15 protein-coding genes are annotated in these 19,128 nt (G+C 67.3%); 5 read left to right on the top strand and 10 right to left on the bottom strand.

Translation table 11 applies throughout. The features are described 5' to 3' along the window. Positions 1 to 47: 47 nt before the first annotated feature. The gene (locus IB268_RS03095; protein ID WP_192353055.1) at positions 48 to 932 is read right to left on the bottom strand and encodes a LysR family transcriptional regulator; all 885 of its coding nucleotides are present in this window, start codon (positions 930 to 932) and stop codon (positions 48 to 50) included. 161 nt (positions 933 to 1,093) lie between these two features. On the opposite strand from IB268_RS03095, the gene IB268_RS03090 reads away from it, so the two are divergent. Then, the gene (locus tag IB268_RS03090; RefSeq protein WP_054459264.1) at positions 1,094 to 2,326 is read left to right on the top strand and encodes an amino acid ABC transporter substrate-binding protein; all 1,233 of its coding nucleotides are present in this window, start codon (positions 1,094 to 1,096) and stop codon (positions 2,324 to 2,326) included. A 64-nt stretch (positions 2,327 to 2,390) separates the two neighbouring features. Then, positions 2,391 to 3,809 carry an amidase gene (locus tag IB268_RS03085; protein ID WP_192353789.1) on the top strand — a complete coding sequence of 473 codons (1,419 nt, stop codon included), beginning with the start codon at positions 2,391 to 2,393 and terminating at the stop codon, positions 3,807 to 3,809. 69 nt (positions 3,810 to 3,878) lie between these two features. On the opposite strand, the gene IB268_RS03080 is transcribed toward IB268_RS03085, so the two are convergent. Continuing rightward, positions 3,879 to 4,787: a LysR family transcriptional regulator gene (locus IB268_RS03080; protein WP_054459267.1), complete on the bottom strand. Its 909-nt coding sequence runs from the start codon at positions 4,785 to 4,787 to the stop codon at positions 3,879 to 3,881. A 147-nt stretch (positions 4,788 to 4,934) separates the two neighbouring features. On the opposite strand from IB268_RS03080, the gene IB268_RS03075 reads away from it, so the two are divergent. Both IB268_RS03075 and IB268_RS03070 read left to right on the top strand, forming a co-directional pair. After that, positions 4,935 to 5,708 carry an SDR family oxidoreductase gene (locus IB268_RS03075; protein WP_054459269.1) on the top strand — a complete coding sequence of 258 codons (774 nt, stop codon included), beginning with the start codon at positions 4,935 to 4,937 and terminating at the stop codon, positions 5,706 to 5,708. Positions 5,709 to 5,718: 10 nt separating this feature from the next. Continuing rightward, on the top strand, positions 5,719 to 5,988 hold the full coding sequence (locus IB268_RS03070) for a hypothetical protein (RefSeq protein ID WP_054459270.1): 270 nt from the start codon (positions 5,719 to 5,721) through the stop codon (positions 5,986 to 5,988). A 53-nt stretch (positions 5,989 to 6,041) separates the two neighbouring features. Here IB268_RS03070 and IB268_RS03065 read toward each other — a convergent pair whose 3' ends face one another. The 7 genes from IB268_RS03065 to IB268_RS03035 form a co-directional block, all read right to left on the bottom strand. Then, positions 6,042 to 7,562 (bottom strand): efflux transporter outer membrane subunit, encoded by a 1,521-nt coding sequence (locus IB268_RS03065; RefSeq protein ID WP_175180457.1) that lies wholly within the window; start codon positions 7,560 to 7,562, stop codon positions 6,042 to 6,044. After that, on the bottom strand, positions 7,559 to 10,672 hold the full coding sequence (locus IB268_RS03060; RefSeq protein WP_192353788.1) for a multidrug efflux RND transporter permease subunit: 3,114 nt from the start codon (positions 10,670 to 10,672) through the stop codon (positions 7,559 to 7,561). Before IB268_RS03060 ends, IB268_RS03065 begins: the two co-directional genes overlap by 4 nt. Continuing rightward, on the bottom strand, positions 10,669 to 13,767 hold the full coding sequence (locus tag IB268_RS03055) for an MdtB/MuxB family multidrug efflux RND transporter permease subunit (RefSeq protein WP_175212740.1): 3,099 nt from the start codon (positions 13,765 to 13,767) through the stop codon (positions 10,669 to 10,671). The genes IB268_RS03060 and IB268_RS03055 overlap by 4 nt, the downstream gene beginning before the upstream one ends. A 13-nt stretch (positions 13,768 to 13,780) precedes the next feature. After that, on the bottom strand, positions 13,781 to 15,055 hold the full coding sequence (locus IB268_RS03050) for an MdtA/MuxA family multidrug efflux RND transporter periplasmic adaptor subunit (RefSeq protein ID WP_054459279.1): 1,275 nt from the start codon (positions 15,053 to 15,055) through the stop codon (positions 13,781 to 13,783). A gap of 233 nt (positions 15,056 to 15,288) precedes the next feature. Then, positions 15,289 to 16,041, bottom strand: coding sequence for a cell division protein ZapD (zapD, locus tag IB268_RS03045; protein ID WP_192353787.1), 753 nt, complete (start codon positions 16,039 to 16,041; stop codon positions 15,289 to 15,291). Between the two features lie 61 nt (positions 16,042 to 16,102). Beyond that, on the bottom strand, positions 16,103 to 16,732 hold the full coding sequence (coaE, locus tag IB268_RS03040; protein ID WP_125472749.1) for a dephospho-CoA kinase: 630 nt from the start codon (positions 16,730 to 16,732) through the stop codon (positions 16,103 to 16,105). A 31-nt stretch (positions 16,733 to 16,763) separates the two neighbouring features. Next, entirely contained in the window at positions 16,764 to 17,612 is an 849-nt protein-coding gene (locus IB268_RS03035) for an A24 family peptidase (RefSeq protein WP_192352999.1), read from the bottom strand. Between the two features lie 203 nt (positions 17,613 to 17,815). Between IB268_RS03035 and IB268_RS03030 the strand changes: the two genes are divergently transcribed. Further along, a complete protein-coding gene (locus IB268_RS03030; RefSeq protein ID WP_119451858.1) occupies positions 17,816 to 18,604 on the top strand; it encodes a copper resistance protein NlpE N-terminal domain-containing protein in 789 nt (262 codons plus the stop codon). Between the two features lie 91 nt (positions 18,605 to 18,695). Here IB268_RS03030 and IB268_RS31165 read toward each other — a convergent pair whose 3' ends face one another. Then, positions 18,696 to 19,112, bottom strand: coding sequence for a response regulator transcription factor (locus IB268_RS31165; RefSeq protein WP_192353786.1), 417 nt, complete (start codon positions 19,110 to 19,112; stop codon positions 18,696 to 18,698). Between the last annotated feature and the right edge of the window lie 16 nt (positions 19,113 to 19,128).

Here is a 19,128-nt window from a genome sequence, read left to right as displayed (position 1 = left end):
TTTGGAGGCGATTATGAACAGTTCAAACCATAACTGCAAGTTAAGGACTAACCCTTATTTTCGGCAGGAAAGGCCTCGACAAGCACCCCGCGCAGCTCCTTGATGAACTCCAGGGCGATGGCCGAGGGCTCGCGGTTGCTGGCATAGACGGCCGAGATATTCAGGGGAATGCGCTCGGCCAGCGGCACGATGACCACGTCCGGCATGGTGTTCTGCATGACCGTGAACTCATCCACGATGGCAATGCCCACCCCGGCATTCACCAGGGCGCAGGCCAGCTGGCTCCATGGCACGTCGGCGCACATGCGGCACGGCAGGCCCGCCTGCTCGAAGGCGCCCAGCACCAGCATGCCGAAGGGCATGCGCGTCCCCACCACGATGTGCGGATGCGGCGACAGATCGGCCAGGCTCACCTCGGCACGAGCTGCCAGCGGATGCGCCCTGGGTATGGCGGCCACCATCTTCCCCACATGCAACGGCTGGGACGTCAGGAAAGGGTGGTCTGCCTGCATCACCACCAAGCCCAGCTCGGCCTCGCCCTGCAACACGTCGGTGATCAGCGTGGGCAGCGCCGTCGTGTTCAGGCGCAACAGCAGCTCGGGATGGCGCTGCTGGAAACGCGCCACGGCGCGCGGCACCAGGAACTGAGCCAGGCTGGGAATCGACGCCAACCGCAGCACCCCCGTGCCGTGCTCCGCCAGCGCGTCGGCCAGATCGTTGACGCGCTGCATCATGCGCTGCGTTTTCTCGATTTCCTCAAACAGGCTCTGCACTTGCGAGGTCGGCCTGAGCTTGCCGCGAACCCGCTCGAAGAGCGTCACCCCCATGGCTTTTTCCGTATGCGCCAGCATCCGGCTGACCGCCGGCTGGGAAATATTCAGCAGCCGCGCGGCGCCGCTGATGGACCCGGCCATGACGATGGCCCACAACATTTCGGTCTGTCGGTAATTCAATTTATTCAAGGCGTGCGCTCCATGCCTATTTGTTATACGCTATCTCGCATGTTGAGCAAACATTGCTCAACATATGGCCTGTGTCCGATGGTCCGCCACGGAACGCGGGGCCGCATACCAAAAACGATAGGAGACCTCCCATGCACGCTAGACCCTGGCTGTCCCGCATACCGGCGCTGGCCCTCGCCGTCGCCGCCCTGACCCCTGCCCTGGGCGCCGCCCAGACCTCGGACAAGATCCGCGTCGGCATGACCGTATCGTCGACCGGCAGTTTCGCGCTCGCCTCGCAGTCGGGCGTGCGCGGCGTCGAACTGTGGGTCGACGACGTCAACCGCCGCGGCGGCATCGAAGTCAAAGGCAAGAAATACCCCGTCGAGCTGGTCAAGCTGGACGACCGCAGCGACAAGCAGATGGTGACCCGCGTTTACGAACGCCTGATTGTCGATGAAAAAGTGGATCTGGTGTTCGCGCCCTTCGGCTCCACCCTGACCGCCGCGGCCGCCACGGTGACCGAACGCCTGGGCAAGTACATGATGGTCTGGTCCGCCGCCAGCGACGACCTGTACAAGCAAGGCTTCAAGAACATGGTGTCGGGTACGCAGATGCCGGTGTCGGCGATGCTGCGCGCGAACATGGAACTGGCCGCCAAGCAGGGCGTGAAGAAGGTCGCGCTGCTGTATTCGGACGAACCGTTCCCGGCGGGCCTGGCCGAAGGCGGCAAGGAGCAGGCCGCCAAGAACGGCATGGAAGTGGTGCTGTTCGAGAAGTACCCCAAGGGCCAGAAGGACTTCAGCACGATCCTGCAGAAGGCCCGTGCGGCCGGAGCCGAGGCGCTGGTGCCGACCTCCTACGAGGGCGATCTGATCAGCATGACGCGCCAGATGAAGCAGCTGGATATCAACTTCCCGTATGTCTTCATGGTGTATGCGTCGACGCCGCAATTCCAGGCCATCGGCGCGGACTCCAACTACATCTACAGCCACACCAACTACCACCCCGCGATCAACTGGAAGGTCAACGCCGGCCTGACGCGCGAGCAGTTCGCCGCCGCCTATGACCAGCGCTTCCCCAAGGCCGAGTTCCCGCCCGATTTCCAGACTGCTCTGGCCTATGGCGCGGGCGCGCTGACCGAGGAGATCGTCAAGCAAGCCGGCAGCACCGACGCCGCCGCGCTGAAGAAGGCATCGCTGGACCTGTCGGGCAAGCTCACCGTCATGGCCGGCCCCTACGCCATCGACGAGACGGGCAAGCAGCTCTTGATGCCCTTCCCCGTGGTGCAGCTGCTGCCGGGCAAGGGCATGGTCCCGGTCTGGCCGGCCGACGTGGCCACGCAAAAACCCGTCTACCCCGCCCCCGACTGGAACAAGCGCTGATCGCGCAAGCAGGAAGGCGGCGCGCGGCAGCCCGCGCGCCGCGCTGACATCACCCGAGGAAAACATGTCTGACATTGCATTTGCCACGCTCGGCGAACTTGCGCAGGGCCTGGCCGAAGGCCGCTACAGTTCGGTGGAGCTGGCGCGGCATTACCTGGACCGCATCGACCGCGCCAACCCGGCGCTGGGCGCCTACGTCAGCGTCGACCGCGAGGGCGCGCTGCGCCTGGCCGAAGCCGCCGACGCGCGCCGCCGCGCCGGCTATGGCCTGCTCGGTCCGCTGGACGGCCTGCCCGTCGCGGTCAAGGATCTGTGCGATATCGAAGGCCAGGTCACCACCGCCGGCTCGCAAGCCTGGCGCGAGCGCCGCAGCGCCACCACCGCCACCGCCGTGACCCGCCTGATCGACGCCGGCATGGTGGTGCTGGGCAAGACCCACATGGTCGAATTCGCCTTCGGCGGCTGGGGCACCAACCCCGTCATGGGCACGCCGCGCAACCCCTGGGACCTGGTGCGCGCCCGCATTCCCGGCGGTTCGTCCAGCGGCTCGGGCGTGGCGGTGGCCGCGGGCCTGGCGCCCGCCGCGCTGGGTTCGGACACAGGCGGCTCGGTACGCATTCCCGCCGCGCTCAACGGCATCACCGGCCTGAAAACCACGCGCGGCCTCATCAGCCTGTACGGCGCGGTGGCGCTGTCCCACACACTGGATTCCATCGGCCCGCTGACCCGCGACACCCGCGACGCGCTACTGCTGACCGCAGCCATGTCCGGACCCGACCCGCGCGATCCCGTGACGCGAGGCATACCCGCCTACCGCTACCGCGATCTGCGCGCGGGCGCCAAGCCGCTGGCCGGCACGCGCATCGCCGTCATGCCGCAGGCGCAGTACCCGATCGCCATCGACGCGGCGGTGCAAGGCGCGCTGGACGACACGCGGCGCGCGCTGACCGACCTGGGCGCGGAATGCGTGGAAGCCCCCTTCCCCTTCGATTTCCACGACATGATGCTGCGCAACGGCCTGATCATCGCCGCTGAAGCCTACGCCCAGCACCGCGACTACATCGAGGACGACAGCCTGCCGCTGGGCCGCTACGTGCGCGCCCGCGTGCTGGGCGGCAAGCAGACCAGCGCCGCCGACTACGTGCTGGCGCTGCAAGCCCACGCCCGCGCCTGCCAGGCCTGGCTGGACTGGATGCGCGACTACGACGCGGTCCTCGCGCCCTGCCTGCCGTTTGCCGCCTGCCCGCTGGAAGACGTGGACGAGGCCGCCACGCCGCTGGCCGCCTTCACCCGTCCCGGCAATTACGTCAATGCCTCGGGCCTGGCGCTGCCCGCCGGCTTTGCCGCGGACGGCATGCCCATCGGCGTGCAGCTGCTGGGCAAGCCCAATGGCGAAGACGCGCTGGGCCGCATCGGCATGGCATTCCAGGCGGCCACCGACTGGCACCTGCGGCGTCCGGATCTGTCTGCGATCCAGTTGTAGACCGACGGTTGTAGACCCCAGGCCACCAAGGCCGGCCCCTCAGCAAGACGGGCCGGCCTTTTTTTGCGTTCAACCCAGTCCGCAAGCCGGCCGCAGCAGCGCCTCCAGCCAGTCCGCAAACACCTGCACCCGCCGCGATGGAGATCGCCGCTGCGGATAAAGCAGCGTCATCGGCATAGGCGCGGGGCGGTGGTCGGGCATGACTTCGACCAGCTCGCCCGCGGCGATCTGCGGCTGCACGTCGTAGGCCGGAATCTGGATCAGACCCAGACCCGCGACGCAGCTGGCGATATAGGCTTCGGCGCTATTGACCGTGACCCGCCCACGCAGAGGCGCGGTCCGGGACACGCCGCCATCCAGCCATTCCCAGGGCGCAAGCCGGCCGGTGGACGGCGAAGCGTAGTTCACGCAAGCATGCCCCGCCGCCAGATCGTCCGGCGTCAACGGCACGCCATGGCGTGCCAGGTAGGCCGGGCTGGCGACGTTGATCAAGCCCAGCATGCCTATCGGCCGCGCCACCAGGCCCGAATCCGGCAACACGCCGACTCGCAACACGCAATCCACGCCCTCTTCGATCAGGTTCACGGCACGGTCCGTCACGCCCAGCGTGACGTCGATCTGCGGATAGGCCTCCAGAAAAGACGGCAACGCTGGCGCCACGATGAGGCGGCCCACGCGTCCGGGCACGTCCACGCGCAGCATGCCGCTGGGACCCACCGAACTGTGGCGAAAGAGGTTCTCGGCCTCTTCCATGTCGGCCACCAGGCGCAGACAGCGCTCATAGAAGGCCGCGCCTTCCTGCGTGGGCGCCACCTGCCGCGTGGTGCGGTTCAGCAGCCGCGCGCCCAGCCGGCCCTCCAATTCCTGCACGGCGGCAGACACCGTGGAGCGCGGCAGGCCCAGCGTGTCCGCCGCGCGCGAGAAGTTCGCGCATTCGACGACGCGGGCGTAAACCCGGAACAGATCTATGCGGTCCATGGGGCGGATGGCTCCTGCGAGGCCTGGCCTCACTGTTCGTGATTTCTGGATAGAGATACCAGAAATATCAGTTTTGTGCGGATTTTTTGGAATATATCATCGTCGGCACAAGGGCTCGCATTCGGCAGCCCGATAGCGGAGAGGACCATGGCAGACCACGGAATCAAAGGCAAAACCGTCATCATCGCGGGCGGCGCGAAGAACCTGGGCGGCTTGATCGCGCGGGACCTGGCGCAGCAAGGCGCGCGCGCGGTGGCGGTGCATTACAACAGCGCGGCCACCAAGGCCGACGCCGACGCGACGGTCGCCGCCGTCAAGGCCGCCGGCGCGCAGGCCGTCGCCTTGCAGGCCGACCTGAGTTCGGCCGGCGCAATGGAAAAGTTGTTCGCCGACGCGGTGGCCGCGGTAGGCCGGCCGGACATTGCGATCAATACCGTCGGCAAAGTGCTGAAGAAGCCCTTCACCGAAATCACGGAAGCGGAATACGACGAGATGGCTGCGGTGAACTCGAAGTCCGCCTTCTTCTTCCTGAAGGAAGCCGGCCGCCACGTCAATGACAACGGCAAGATCTGCACGCTGGTGACCTCGCTGCTGGGCGCCTACACGCCCTTTTACGCGGCCTACGCCGGCACCAAGGCGCCGGTGGAGCACTACACCCGCGCCGCGTCCAAGGAGTACGGCGCACGCGGCATTTCCGTGACGGCGGTAGGCCCCGGTCCCATGGACACGCCGTTCTTCTATCCGGCCGAAGGCGCCGACGCGGTGGCGTACCATAAGACCGCGGCCGCCTTGTCGCCGTTCTCGAAAACCGGGCTGACCGATATCGAGGACGTGGTGCCCTTCATCCGCTTCCTGGTGTCGGACGGCTGGTGGATCACCGGCCAGACGGTGCTGATCAACGGCGGCTACACCACCAAATAGGAGCGGCGCCATGCACGTACTGTTGACCATCGTCGGAGGCCTGCTGCTGCTGGCCGTGTTCGCGCTGTTCGGCAAGCAATGGGGCGGCGACGCCGCAGGCTCGATCGCCGCGGCCAAACTGTTCCTGCCCGCGTGGCTGCTGATGGCTATCGTCAACATGTGGGTCGGCGTCACGCGCGCCGGCTACACGGTGCGCGAAGAACTGCCCATCCTGCTGCTGGTGTTCGCGGTACCCGCCGCGGCGGCCTGGCTGGTCATCGCCTTCCTGCCGCGCGGGTGAAACGCTGGCATTGACCGCGCCAGCGCTCCATTCCGCATCCGCGCGGCCCGACCTCAGGGCTGCGCGGGAGCCGCCGCAGGCGCGACGGGATTGTCCGCGCGCGCTTGCGCTCCCGCGGCAGGCAGTCCTTCCCATCCGCCGCCCAGCGCCACGATCAGATTGACGCTGGCCGCGAAGCGATTACCCAGCAGGCTCAGCGCATTGCGTTCGCTGTTGAGCGCGGTGGCGTCCACCACCGCCACGCTCAGGTAATCGACCAGACCCGCCTTGTACTGGTTCTGCGTCAGGCGCAGCGATTCACGCGCCGCTTCGAGCGCGCGGCGCTGCACCACCTGTTCGTTCTCCATGACGCGCAACTGGATCAGGTAGTCCTCGACCTCGCGCAATCCGGTCAGCGCCGTCTGACGGTAGGCGGCCGCTTGCGCGTCATAGGACGCGCGCGCCTGTTCCACCTGCGCCTCGCGCGCGCCGCCATCGAATATCGTCAGCGCCAGCGCCGGTCCCAGCGACCAGAAACGCGCCGGCGCCGTCAACAGTTCCGCGAACTGGCCGTTGCGAAAACCGCCATCGGCCGACAGCGTCAGGCTGGGGAACCACGCGGCCTGCGCCACGCCGATCTGCGCATTGGCGGCGGCGGCGCGGCGTTCGGCCGCCGCCACGTCAGGACGGCGTTCCAGCAGCTCGGAAGGCAGGCCCACCGGGATCTGCGGCAGTTGCAGCGCGAACACCGTGGGCGGCAGGCTGAATTGCGACGGCGCCTGGCCCATCAGTACGGCGATGGCGTGTTCGAGCTGGCCGCGCTGCCAATCCAGGTCGATGGATTGCGCGCGCGTGCTTTCCACCTGCGTGCGCGCCACGGCCACGTCGGCCTGCCCCGCCACGCCCACGGCGTAGCGGTTCTGCGTCAGCTGCAGGGATTTTTCATAGGCCGCCACGGTGGCGTCCAGCAGGCGTTTCTGTTCATCCAGCACGCGCAATTGCAGATAGGCCTGCACCAGCGCGGCCTGCGCGCTCAGGCGCGTGGCGCCCAGGTCGGCCAGGCTGGCCGCGGCGCTGGCCTCCGAGGATTCCACGCTGCGCCGCACGCGGCCCCACAGGTCCACTTCCCAGCTGACGCTGCCGGTCAGTGAATACTGGTTCGAAACATTGCTGCCGGACGAAGTCGAAGAACCATTCTGCCCGCCGCCGCTGCCCGAGCGCGTCATGCCCGCGCCCGCGCCCACCGTGGGGAAGAAGCCGGCGCGCGCGCCGCGCACCAGGCCCAGCGCCTGCCGGTAGTTGGCCTCGGCCTGGGCCACGGTCTGGTTGGACGCGTTCAGGCGCTCCACCAGGCCGTTCAAGGTCGCATCGTCGTAGACCTGCCACCATGCGCCGCGCTCGGCCTGGTCCAGCGGCCGGGCGGGCTTCCAGCCTTCGACCTGGTCCTGCCCTTCCTTGTAGGCCGTGCCCACGTCCAGCGCCGGGCGCTGGTAATCGGGGCCGACCGCGCAAGCGCCCAGCAGCGCGCACAGCGCGGCCGCGGCGATGCTGCGGGGAAAGAACAGGTTGGGAACAGACTTGGCGTTGCGCATCATGTGGGTTCTATGGAAGCGAAGGACCCGTTCCTGGAAGCGCGCTTGCGCGCGGCCCAGAGACGGAAGCGGTCCAGGTAAAGATAGACCACGGGCGTGGTGTACAGCGTGAGGATCTGGCTCAGGACCAGGCCGCCGACGATGGTAATGCCCAGCGGCTGGCGCATTTCCACCCCGGCGCCGGTGGCGAGCACCAGCGGCAGCGCGCCGAAGATGGCGGCCATGGTTGTCATCATGATGGGGCGAAAGCGCGTCAGGCACGCCTGGAAAATGGCCTCGCGCGGATTCATCCCCTGGGTGCGCTCGGCGTCCAGGGCGAAGTCCACCATCATGATGGCGTTCTTCTTGACGATCCCGATCAGCAGGAACACCCCGATCAGCGCAATCAGCGTGAAGTCATAGCGCACCAGCAGCAGTGCCAGCAGCGCGCCCAAACCGGCCGACGGCAGGGTCGACAGGATGGTCAGGGGATGCACGAAGCTTTCATACAGGATGCCCAGCACGATGTACATGGTGACCAGCGCCGCCAGGATCAGCCAGGGCTGCTGCGCCAGCGTCTGCTGCAGGGCCGCGGCGGTGCCCTGGAAGCCGGCCTGGATCTGGTCCGACGGCAGGCCGATGCGCGCCACCGCCGCATCGATGGCGCTGGTGGCCTGGCCCAGCGACACGCCGGGCGCCAGGCTGAACGAGATGGTATCGGCCACGAACAGCCCCTGGTGCTGCACGCTGAGCGGCGCGTTGGCGTTTTCCAGGCGGGTGAAGGCCGACAGCGGCACGCGCGCGCCGGCCGTGGTGATGACTTCGACCTGCCTGAGCGATTCGATGTCCTGCGCGAACTTCGGGTCCACGCCCAGCACCACATGGTACTGGTTCAACGGCCCGTACATCACCGACACCTGGCGCTGGCTGAAGGAGTTGTTCAGCACCGTGGAAATGGTGGACATGCTGACGCCCAGGCGGGTCGCGGCCTCGCGGTCGATCACCAGATTGATCTGGCGGCCCTTGTCCTCGACGTCGGTGTCCACGTCGGTGATCTCGGGGATCTGCGCCATGGCCTGCTGCACCTTGGGCATCCAGGTGCGCAGCAATTGCAGGTCGCCCGCCATCAGCGTGTAGTCGTAAGAGCCCTGGCTCTGGCGCCCGCCGATGCGTATGTCCTGCTGCGACACCAGGAACATGCGCGCGCCGGGCATGTTCTGCAGCTTGCCGCGCAGCCGGTTGATGACCACGTCCGCCGAAACTTTGCGCTCTTCCAGGGGCTTTAACTGGATCTGCATGAAGCTGCTGTTGCTGCCGCCGCGTCCGCCCGCGTAACCCGTCATGCTCTGCACGGCCGGATCCGCCAGCACCACCTTGCGCAGCGCTTCCAGCTTGGGCAGCGTGGCCTGGAACGAGGTGCCCTGGTCGACCCGGAAAAAGCCCAGCAGCTGGCCCGTGTCCTGCTGTGGGAAGAAGCCCTTGGGCACCACGGTGTACAGATAGACGTTCAGGCCCACGGCCACCGCCAGGATCAGCATCATCAGGCGGCTGTGCGTCAGCGCCCAGCGCAGGCTGCGGCGGTAGCCGTCCAGCATGGCGTCGAAGCCACGCTCCGACCAGCGCGCGAGCCGGCCCGGCGGCTTCTCTTCCGGTGCTTCCTGACGCAACAGGCGCGCACACATCATGGGCGTCAAGGTCAGCGACACCACCAGCGACACCATGATGGCGGCCGACAGCGTCACCGCGAACTCGCGGAACAGCCGCCCGACCACGCCGCCCATCAGCAGGATGGGGATGAACACCGCCACCAGCGACAGGCTCATCGACAGCACCGTGAAGCCCACTTCGCGCGAACCGCGCAGCGCCGCACGCATGGGCGACATGCCTCGTTCCACGTGGCGCATGATGTTCTCCAGCACCACGATGGCGTCATCCACCACGAAGCCGGTCGCCACGATCAGCGCCATCAGCGAAATGGTGTTCAGCGTGAAGCCGCTGAGGTACATGATGCAGAAGGTGCCGATCAGCGACACCGGCACCGCCACGCTGGGAATGATGGCCGCGCGCCAGCGCCGCAGGAACAGCAGCACCACCAGCACCACCAGGCCCACCGCGATGATCAGGGTCAGCTCGGCCTCGTGCAGCGAGGCGCGGATGCTGGGCGTGCGGTCCTGCGCCACCGTCATGTGCGCGTCCGCCGGCATCAGGGCCTGCAGGATGGGCAACTGGGCGCGCACCGCGTCCACGGTTTCGATGATGTTGGCGTCGGCCTGCCGCCGCACGATCATCAGGATGGCCTTGCGTTCATTGAAGAAGCCGGTCTGGTACAGGTCTTCGACCGAGTCTTCCACGCGGGCCACGTCGGACACGCGCACCGGCGCGCCGTCCTTCCAGGCGACGATCAGCGGCCGGTATTGCTCGGCGCGGCTGAGCTGGTCGCTAGCCATGATCTGCCAGTGGTAGCGGTCATTCTCCAGCACGCCCTTGGGGCGATTGGCGTTGGCGTTGGCCAGCGTGGTGCGCAATTGGTCCAGCGAGACGCCGCGGTTGGCCAGCGCCCCCGGCAGCACGGTGACGCGCACCGCCGGCAGCGAACTGCCGCCCACCGTCACCTCGCCCACGCCATCCACCTGCGACAGCTTCTGCGCCACGATGGTCGAAGCGATGTCGTAGAGCTGGCCCTGGCTGAGCGTGTCGGACGTCAGCGCCAAGGTCATGATGGGCGCGTCGGACGGATTCGACTTGTGATACGTCGGGTTGCTGCGCAGGCTGGTCGGCAAGAGCGAACGCGCCGCGTTGATGGCGGCCTGCACGTCGCGGGCCGCGCCGTTGATGTCGCGCGACAGATCGAATTGCAGCGTGATGCGGGTGGAGCCCTGCGAGCTGCTGGAAGTCATCTCGGTCACGCCGGCGATGCTGCCCAGCGAGCGCTCCAGCGGCGTGGCCACGCTGGACGCCATGGTCTCCGGGCTGGCGCCCGGCAGGCTGGCCGACACCGAAATGGTAGGGATATCCACCTGCGGCAGCGGCGCCACCGGCAAGAGGAAGAATGACAGCAAGCCCGCCAGCACAACCGCCAGGCTCAGCAGCGTGGTCGCCACCGGCCGGACGATGAAGGGTGCCGACAGGATCATGACGCATCCTCCGCCCGCGCCTGGTCCACGCCGCGCCAGCGGCGCGACATGCGGTCGAACATCAGGTAGATGACCGGCGTGGTGAACAGCGTCAGCACCTGCGACAGCAGCAGCCCGCCCACCATCACCAGGCCCAGCGGCTGGCGCAGCTCCGCGCCCGTGCCGGTCGACAGCATCAGCGGCAGCGCGCCGAACAGCGCGGCCAGCGTGGTCATCAGGATGGGCCGAAAGCGCAGCAGCGCCGCTTCATGGATGGCCGCGCGCGGACTCAGCCCGCGCTTGCGCTCCGCGTCCAGCGCGAAGTCGATCATCATGATGGCGTTCTTCTTGACGATGCCGATCAGCAGGATGATGCCGATGATGCCTATCATGTCCAGCTCGGTGCCGCTGATCAGGAGCGCCAGCAGCGCCCCCACGCCGGCCGAAGGCAAGGTCGACAGGATGGTGATGGGGTGGATATAGCTTTCGTACAGCACGCCCAGCACGATGTACATCGTCACGATGGCGGCCAGGATCAGCCACAGGGTGCTGGACAGCGAATTCTGGAACGCCAGCGCCGCGCCCTGGAAGCGCGTCTCGACGCCGGTGGGCAAACCGATGTCGGCCTCGGCCGCGATGATGTCCTCCACCGCGCCGGACAAGGACGCGCCCGGCGCCAGGTTGAAGGACACCGTCACCATCGGGAACTGGTCCAGCCGGTTCACCGCCAGCACCGTCTTGCCTTCGCTGATATGCGCCACTGACGACAGCGGCACCTGCGCCCCGGTCGAGGTAGGCACGTGGATCTGGCCCAGCGAGGCCGGCGTCACCTGGAACTGCGGCTCGACCTCCAGCACCACGCGGTACTGGTTGGATTGCGTGAAGATGGTGGAAATCAACCGCTGGCCGAAGGCGTTGTAGAGCGCCTCGTCAATTACCGCCGCCGTGATGCCCAACCGCGACGCGGCGTCGCGGTCGATCTCGACCCAGGTCTGCAGGCCGTCGTCCTGCAGGTCGTCGGTCACGTCCTTCAGGCCCGGAACCTGGCGCAGGCGGTTCACCAGCTTGGGCGTCCATTCGCTCAACACCTTCAGGTCGGGATTGGACAGCGTCATCTGGTACTGCGTGCGGCTCACGCGGTCCTCGATGGTCAGGTCCTGCACCGGCTGCATGTAGACGGTCAGGCCATCCTGCTTGGCCAGCGCCTGCTCCAGGCGTCCCATCACCGTGCGCAGGTCGCCGTTGCGCTCGGCTTGCGGCTTGAGCGCGATCTGCATGCGTCCGGCGCTGAGCGTGGCGTTGCTGCCGTCCACGCCGATGAAGGACGATACGGCCTGCACGTCGGGATCTTCCAGCACCAGGCGCGCGGCCTCGCGCTGACGCTCCGCCATGGCGGGGAAGGAAATCGATTGCGGCGCCTGGGTGATGGCCTGGATCAGCCCGGTGTCCTGCTGCGGGAAGAAGCCCTTGGGGATCACCAGGTACAGCAACACGGTCAGCGCGAAGGTTGCCAGCGCCACCAGCAGCGTCAGCGGCTGATGCCGCAGCACGACCTGCAGCCAGCGGTCGTAGCCGGCGATCACGCGGTCGATGAAGGCGCCCGTAACCTGATGGAAGCGGCCGTGCTTCTGCTCGGATTCGGCGCGCAAGAGGCGCGCGCACATCATGGGCGTCAGCGTCAGCGACACCACCAGCGATATCAGGATGGAAACGGCCAGCGTGATGGCGAACTCGCGGAACAGCCGCCCCACCACTTCGGTCATAAAGAGCAGCGGGATCAGCACGGCGATCAGCGAAAAGGTCAGCGAGATCAGCGTGAAGCCGATCTGCGAGGCGCCCTTGAGCGCGGCTTGCAGCGGCGTCTCGCCTTCTTCGATGTGGCGGGCGATGTTCTCGATCATGACGATGGCGTCGTCCACCACGAAGCCGGTGGCGATGGTCAGCGCCATCAAGGTCAGGTTGTTGATGGAGAAGCCGGCCAGGTACATGATGCCGAAGGTGCCCACCAGAGACAGCGGCACCACCACGCTGGGGATCAGCGTCGCCGTCAGGCTGCGCAGGAACACGAAGGTCACCATGACCACCAGGGCCACGGCCAGCATCATCTCGAACTGCACGTCGGCCACCGAATCGCGGATGGTCTGGGTGCGGTCGGACACCACGCTCACGTCCAGGGTCGCGGGCAAGGCGGCGCGCAGCTGGGGCAGCAGCGCCTGGATCCGGTTGACCACGTCGATCACGTTGGCGCCCGGCTGGCGCTGGATGTTCAGGAGGATGGCGGGCTTGTCGCCGGCCCAGGCCGCCTGGCGCGTGTCCTCGGCGCCTTCGACGGCGCGCGCCACGTCGGACAAGCGCAGCGGCGCATTGTTCTTGTACGCGATGATCAGGTCGTTGTAGTCGGTGGGCGTCTTGAGCTGATCGTTGGCGTTGATGGTGGTGGACCGCTGCGGTCCGTCCAGATTGCCCTTCGGCTGGTTGACGTTGGCGCCAACGATGGCCGTGCGCAGGTCCGACAGCGACAGGCCGTTGGCCGCCAGCGCCTGCGGATTGACCTGTACCCGCACCGCCGGACGCTGGCCGCCCGCCACGCTGACCAGGCCCACGCCGGGAATCTGCGACAGCTTCTGCGCCACCCGCGTATCCACCAGGTCGCGCACCTGCGGCAAGGGCATGGTGGGGGACGTGATCGCCAGCGTCAGCACCGCCGCATCCGCCGGGTTCACCTTGTTGTAGGTCGGCGGCACCGGCAGGTCGCTGGGCAGCAGGTTCGAAGCGGCGTTGATCGCCGCCTGCACCTGCTGTTCGGCCACGTCCAGGGGCAGCGTCAAATTGAACTGCAGCGTGATGACCGAGGCCCCGCCCGAACTGGTGGACGACATCTGGTTCAGGCCCGGCATCTGTCCGAACTGCCGTTCCAGTGGCGACGTCACCAGCGAAGTCATCACATCGGGACTGGCGCCGGGGTACAGCGTCACCACCTGGATCGTCGGATAGTCCACTTCCGGCAGGGCCGAAACGGGCAGCAGCCGGTAGGCGATGAAACCGGCGATCAGGATCGCCACCATCGACAGCGTGGTGGCTACCGGACGCAGGATGAACAGGCGCGACGGGCTCACGATGTTTCCCGGCTTACTTCGACGGCGGCGTGGTGCCGGCCGGCGCGCCCGCGCCCAGGGTCTTGTCGCGGGTGGCGGGGATCACGTCCGAGCCGCCCACCACTTCCACCTTGGCGCCCGCGCGCAGACGGTCGGTGCCTTCGACGACCACCCGGTCGCCGGGCTGCAGGCCTTCGTTGACGGCCACCATGCCGTTATTGACGGCGCCCAGCTTCAGCTGGCGCACCTGCACGGTGTTGTCCTGCTGCACCAGGAACACGAAGGCGCCGGCCGAGCCTTGCTGGATGGCGGCGGTGGGGATCGCGGTCACGTCCTTGCGCGTGAGCACGTGCAGGCGCACGTTGACGAACTGGTTGGGAAAAAGCGCGTCGTCGGCGTTTTCAAAACGCGCCTTCAGCTTCAGGGTGCCGGTGGTGACGTCGATCTGGTTGTCCATCGTTTCCAGCTGGCCCGTGGCGATGCGCCGGGTGTCGGCGCGGTCATAGGCATCCACCGCCAGCGTCTTGCCGGCGGCGATCTCGGCGCGCACTTCGGGCAGCTGGGTCTCGGGCAGCGTGAACACCACGGAAATCGGCTGGGTCTGGGTGATCACCACCAGTCCGTTGGTGTCCGAGCTGGACACCAGATTGCCGCGGTCCACCTGGCGCAAGCCCAAACGGCCGCTGATGGGCGCGGTGATACGCGCGTATTCCAGTTGCAGGCGGGCGTTGTCCACGTTGGCCTGGTCGCTCTTGACGGTGCCTTCGTACTGCCGCACCAGGGCGGCCTGCGTGTCGACCTGCTGCTTGGCGATCGAGTCCTGCTTGTACAGCGCCTGATAACGCTGCAGGTCGCGCCGGGCGTTCTCCAGCTGGGCCAGGTTCTGCATCTGCGTGCCGCGCGCCTGGTCCAGGGCCACCTGGAACGCCCGCGGGTCCACCTGCGCCAACAGGTCGCCGGCCTTCACTTGCTGGCCCTCCTGGAAGGCCACTTCCACCAGTTCGCCGCTGACCCGGCTGCGCACGGTAACGGTGTTGTAGGCGGTGACCGTGCCCAGCGACTTCAGGAAGATATCGATGTCCTGCTTGGCGGCCGTGGCGATGCGCACCGGCACCGCGGGGGTCATCATGGCGCCCGCTGGCGGCCGGCCGCCGGGACGCCCCCCCGGGGCGCCCGCCCCGCCCGGCTTGGCCGCGGGCCGCAGCACCAGCCAGGCTATGCCCGCCACAACGAGCAATACCAGCGCCAGCCCAAGCAGGCGGCGGCGGGTCCAACGGGTGGGCGGAGATACGGGACGGCTATCAGGCATGGAACAGTTCCGGCACGGGCGGAGGAAAGCCGTATTGTGTACCAGACCGTCCCGGTTTCCAGCGCCGCGATCCCTGGTTGAAACTGGGAGCAACAGGAATCTGGGCGGAAGGCAAAGTGGGCCGCCTGGCCCCGCAGGCTTGGTCCGCCTTGCCCCATTCAAGCGCTGCTTGGTGGGTTACGCGCGTCGGACAACGGGCGGAGTTGCGCGAGGATGCTCGCGCTCCACCCATCCTATGAGGTGCAGAGCGTCATCTGGAAGGGGACGTCGCGGGCGACCTGCTGGGGCTTGAATTCGCCGTCCTGGGTGGAAAAACGTATCCAGATCATGTACTTATTGGCACTGATCTCGGGAAATGCGCCCTGGGCCGGGTCCAGCCAGACCCGCAGCAGCTGGAACTGCTTGCCGCCCAGCATCTGCTGGTAGGCGCCCTGCTCGCCCACGATGTCCGACTTGCGGCCCGATTCGCGCAGCAGGCGCAGGGCCAGGGTCAGGCCGTCATACAAAGGAATGAAGGGTGCCACCCAGGCCTGCAGGTCGGCGCAGCGGGAGGCCTCGGATTTGTTCTGCCAGGCGAAATACGAGGGCATGTCGACCTGCGTGGCGCTGCCCGGCACCGACAGGCGTCCGCGCAGGCTGGTCAGCCATTCGTTTTCGCGCAGGGACTGGCCGGTCTTGCCAGGCGCGGCCAGCGCCGTGGTCACCTTTTCCATTTCGCGCAGCATGGCTTCAAGCGCATCCTGTGCAACGCCGGGATGATCGCGCAGCCCGACCAGCGCCATGCGCTGGCGTTCCAGGTCTTGCAGGACCGCGCCTTTTACATCGGTGCGTTCGCAGGCGTCGAGCAAGTCGAACAGGGAGGTGACGGCGACCTGATGCAGGCGCGAGTCCCCCTCGCGGGCAAAGAAGAACAGCCTGTCGAACAGGTATTCCAGCCGCAGATAAGCGCGGATGCGCTCATTGAAGGGGTATTCGTAAACGATCACGCTTCTTTACAGGCCCATCTGTGTTTGGCCGGCTGGGCCAATGTTATTCAGGGGTGCCGGCCTAGCGCGGAGCTTGCCGGCCCGTCGTGCTCGCCAGCGCCAGCCAGCGGTCATGCAGGGTCTTCGCCTGCGCGCGCAGTTGTTCCGGCGTAGTGCCTGCGTCATTGACGATGACGTCGTCGGCGACTTCCAGACGGCTTGCCCGCGCAGCCTGTGCCGCCATGATACGCCGTATGGCAGGCTCCGTCAGCCCGCTGCGTTGGCGCACCCGCGCCACCTGCGTCTCCGGGTCGCAATCCACCACGCAGATGCGGTCCAGGCGCGAGCGCCAACGCGGCAACGATTCAACCAGCAGCGGCACCACGAAGACCAGATACGCACCGGTCGCAGCCGCGGCCTGGCGCTCGGTCTCCTGCCCGATGGCGGGATGCAGCACGGCCTCCAGCCGCAAGCGCACCTGTGGATCCGAGAACGCCTGATCCCGCATCCACGCGCGATCCAGCGCCCCGTCCGGCGTCAATGCCCGCGGGCCGAACTCGCGTTCTATCGCAGGCATGGCCGCACCGCCCGCGGCGGTCAGCTCACGCGCGATCTCGTCGGTATCGACCAGCGTCGCCCCCCACTCTGCAAGCATGTCCGCCACCCGGGTCTTGCCCGATCCGATGCCGCCCGTCAGACCTATCTTCAACATACCGCCCATCCCATGGAGGACATGAACCGCCCTATTGCAAAAACCGCCCCAAGCCGTGCTCGCCGCCCACCAGCAGCGTCACGACGCCCGCCAGCGCAAGATAGGGACCAAAGGGCAATGGCTGCCCGCGGCTGGCGCGGCCGCTCAAGGTCAGCGCGCCGCCGATCAGCACGCCCAGCAACGATGCGCTCAGCAGCAGCGTCGGCAGGGCTTCCACGCCAAACCATGCGCCCAGCGCGGCGAGCAGTTTGAAATCACCATAGCCCATGCCCTCGCGCCCCGTCAGCAGGCGGAACACATGAAAGATAACCCACAGGAAGACGTAGCCCGCCACCGCCCCCACCACCGCCATCTGCAGGCTGGCATAGGCATCGAACAGATTGACCAGCAGCCCGGCCCAGAGCAGCGGCTGGGTCAATGCGTCGGGCAGCAGTGTGGACTCGAAGTCGATCCAGGCCAGCGCCACCAGCATGGCCGACAAGCCCATGGCGGACAGCGCCAGCGGCGTGGCGCCGAACCGCCAGGCGCATGCAGCGAACAGCGCGCAGGTCAGCAGTTCGATGGCCGGGTAGCGCCACCCGATGGCCACGCCGCAAGCGCCGCAGCGACCCCGCAACAGCAGCCAACCCAGCAGCGGCAGCCGCCGCCAGCCCGCCACGGGGGTGTCGCAGGCGGGGCAGTGCGATGCCGGCGACCACAGGCCATAGCGCCCCGCCGCAAGCGGCTTGCCCGAGGCTTCCTGGCAGTGCGCCTGCCATTCCTGCTCCATCATGCGTGGCAGCCGGTGGGTCAGCACCGTCAGCCAGTTGCCGACGAACAAACCCGCCAGCGCCGCCAGGCCGATGAACAGGCCCAGAGGCAGGTCGAAGACATGCCGCATCGCCGTCATCCACACGCGCGGCACTGGGCCGCAACGGCGCCACGCCAGGAGCTGGCGATAGTGCGCGGGGCAGGCTGGCGGCGGCCGTGTCGTAAATAGTGCATAAAGTGTTGAGGATGCCCAAGTGCGGCTAAGGGGAACGTATCGAATCTTCGCATAAGTGCGTAAAATCGGAGACAGACTCACCACACGGATAAGCTGCCATGACCGCGCGCGTAGAAATCGGTACCCGCTCCCGCAAACTCAGCGTCATGGGGCTGCTGCTCGCAGGCACCGCATTGGGCGCAGCTGGCTGTGCCCAACAGAAAACCGAAGGCTACTACGACCCTCCCGCCGAAAGCACCGTGACCGACGCCCAGTACCAGGGGTCGGGCGCGGGATATCGCAGCGTCATCCGTGCGCCGTCGCAAGTGCAGATCGCGCTCAAGCCGGATGCCCCCCGCAAGAACCAGAATCAGGCCGCCCAGGCCGCCGCCGGCGGTCAGACCACGGAAGACGGCCAGGCAGTCCCGGCAGACACCGAGCACACCACCTCGGCATCCGCCGCAAGCGCGCCGGCCGCCGCCAGCCCGGCAAATCCCAGCGCGCCCAATCCGGCCGTGCAGAGCCTGGTGCCGCAGCCGCAGACCTACATGGGCACCCTGCCGTGCTTCTCGCCCGCCATGCAGTGCACCGCACAGCGCGTGACGCTTACGCTGGCGCCCAATGGCCGTTGGCGCGGCCGCGTGGCCTACCTGGAAAACGATCCCAAGAAAGGCCCGCCGGTTACCGAGCAAGGCTGCTGGGATGCCACCGACGAGCGCCCGCCGCGCGTCATCCTGATGGACAGCAAGGGCAATGGCCGCGCGGAATTCGTAGTGGCTGCCAACAACGTGCTGCGCGTGCGCTCCATTGACGGCCAGACGCCCAACCTGAACTACAACCTGACCCGCCAGCCTGATCTGGACCCGATCGACGAATTGGCCAAGGCGGCCGCGCCCCAGTGTCCTTGAGGCCCTCCGGCGGCTATTGAGTACGCCGCCTGCGCAGCCTTCCTACCCGGGCCCGACGAACATCACGTTCGCCGGGCCCGGTGCTTTTGGACTACCCGGCCTGGCTGTCTGGGTCGGCGCCAAGATCGGAACGGCGTGCAGCGGGACTTGCCAGGCATGGGCTGTACGCTGGCGTCGGCGGTTCATGCAGCACATAGGTCGGACTGACGCTGCCGGGCGGGGGCATGGAAACCAGCGCATGCCGGCGGTCCGGCCCAGCCGCCCCAGGCACGGGCGAGGCGCCGGAACGGCCGTGCTCGCACAGCCGGCACGCCAGTTGCATGGCGTTGCGCACTTGCAGCTTGGTGAAGATGCGGGAGCGGTGGGCCTCGACCGTGCGCAGCGAAATGCCCAGGTCTATGGCGATGACTTTATTGGGGCGGCCGGCGGCCACATAGGTGACGATTTGCCGTTCGCGGGGAGTGAGGGAAGAAAGAACGGCTTCCAGATCGGGACGGGGAGCTTGCATGGGGCGGCTCGCTTGC

It is taken from the genome of Achromobacter sp. ACM01 (assembly GCF_014851745.1).
Classification (GTDB): Bacteria; Pseudomonadota; Gammaproteobacteria; order Burkholderiales; family Burkholderiaceae_B; genus Achromobacter; species Achromobacter aegrifaciens.
Note: the sequence above shows the minus strand (reverse complement) of the source record. Positions and strands in the feature narration are given on the sequence as shown.

Excerpts from the sequence above, each read along its gene's own strand:
- IB268_RS03095 (WP_192353055.1), bottom strand. The coding sequence starts at position 932 with ATGTTGTGGGCCATCGTCATGGCCGGGTCCATCAGCGGCGCCGCGCGG.
- IB268_RS03085 (WP_192353789.1), top strand. The coding sequence starts at position 2,391 with ATGTCTGACATTGCATTTGCCACGCTCGGCGAACTTGCGCAGGGCCTG.
- IB268_RS03070 (WP_054459270.1), top strand. The coding sequence starts at position 5,719 with ATGCACGTACTGTTGACCATCGTCGGAGGCCTGCTGCTGCTGGCCGTG.
- IB268_RS31165 (WP_192353786.1), bottom strand. The coding sequence starts at position 19,112 with ATGCAAGCTCCCCGTCCCGATCTGGAAGCCGTTCTTTCTTCCCTCACT.
- IB268_RS03030 (WP_119451858.1), top strand. The coding sequence starts at position 17,816 with ATGACCGCGCGCGTAGAAATCGGTACCCGCTCCCGCAAACTCAGCGTC.
- IB268_RS03090 (WP_054459264.1), top strand. The coding sequence starts at position 1,094 with ATGCACGCTAGACCCTGGCTGTCCCGCATACCGGCGCTGGCCCTCGCC.
- IB268_RS03065 (WP_175180457.1), bottom strand. The coding sequence starts at position 7,562 with ATGATGCGCAACGCCAAGTCTGTTCCCAACCTGTTCTTTCCCCGCAGC.
- IB268_RS03035 (WP_192352999.1), bottom strand. The coding sequence starts at position 17,612 with ATGCGGCATGTCTTCGACCTGCCTCTGGGCCTGTTCATCGGCCTGGCG.
- IB268_RS03060 (WP_192353788.1), bottom strand. The coding sequence starts at position 10,672 with ATGATCCTGTCGGCACCCTTCATCGTCCGGCCGGTGGCGACCACGCTG.
- IB268_RS03050 (WP_054459279.1), bottom strand. The coding sequence starts at position 15,055 with ATGCCTGATAGCCGTCCCGTATCTCCGCCCACCCGTTGGACCCGCCGC.
- coaE (WP_125472749.1), bottom strand. The coding sequence starts at position 16,732 with ATGTTGAAGATAGGTCTGACGGGCGGCATCGGATCGGGCAAGACCCGG.
- IB268_RS03080 (WP_054459267.1), bottom strand. The coding sequence starts at position 4,787 with ATGGACCGCATAGATCTGTTCCGGGTTTACGCCCGCGTCGTCGAATGC.
- IB268_RS03075 (WP_054459269.1), top strand. The coding sequence starts at position 4,935 with ATGGCAGACCACGGAATCAAAGGCAAAACCGTCATCATCGCGGGCGGC.